Origin of the sequence: Pseudomonas sp. HY13-MNA-CIBAN-0226 (assembly GCF_040310305.1) — a bacterium.
Classification (GTDB): Bacteria; Pseudomonadota; Gammaproteobacteria; order Pseudomonadales; family Pseudomonadaceae; genus Aquipseudomonas; species Aquipseudomonas gregormendelii.
The window spans coordinates 1-317 of record NZ_JBEOPS010000125.1 but is presented as its reverse complement, the minus strand read 5'-3'; the positions used below and the strand labels follow the sequence as shown (position 1 = coordinate 317).

Here is a 317-nt window from a genome sequence, read left to right as displayed (position 1 = left end):
AACATCAATAGTACGCTGCTCTCCTTCAGCATAAGCTTTTAATATTTTTTGCGCTTTAATAGAACTAAACCGTGGGTCATCACTGATAGATTTTTTAATCTCGTAGTACGATCTTAACGTCGTATAATTATTCAAGACATCGAGAATAAACCCCTCTTGGATAGCTTGCTTCATGCTATATAGATCAAACACTTTAAAGCTACCATCTTCTTGCTTGATACCGAACTTCTCAAGCGTCGTACCCTTTGGTGTGGCTGTAAAAGCAAAATAGCTAGCGTTGCCCCGCATCTTACGAGACTCTATTGCCTGAATAACTC

Annotated in this window: 1 pseudogene; it reads right to left on the bottom strand. The window is 39.1% G+C overall.

From position 1 onward, the window contains the following. Positions 1–317 (bottom strand): annotated as a pseudogene (locus AAEZ05_RS28060) (type I restriction endonuclease subunit R); the annotation flags it as partial.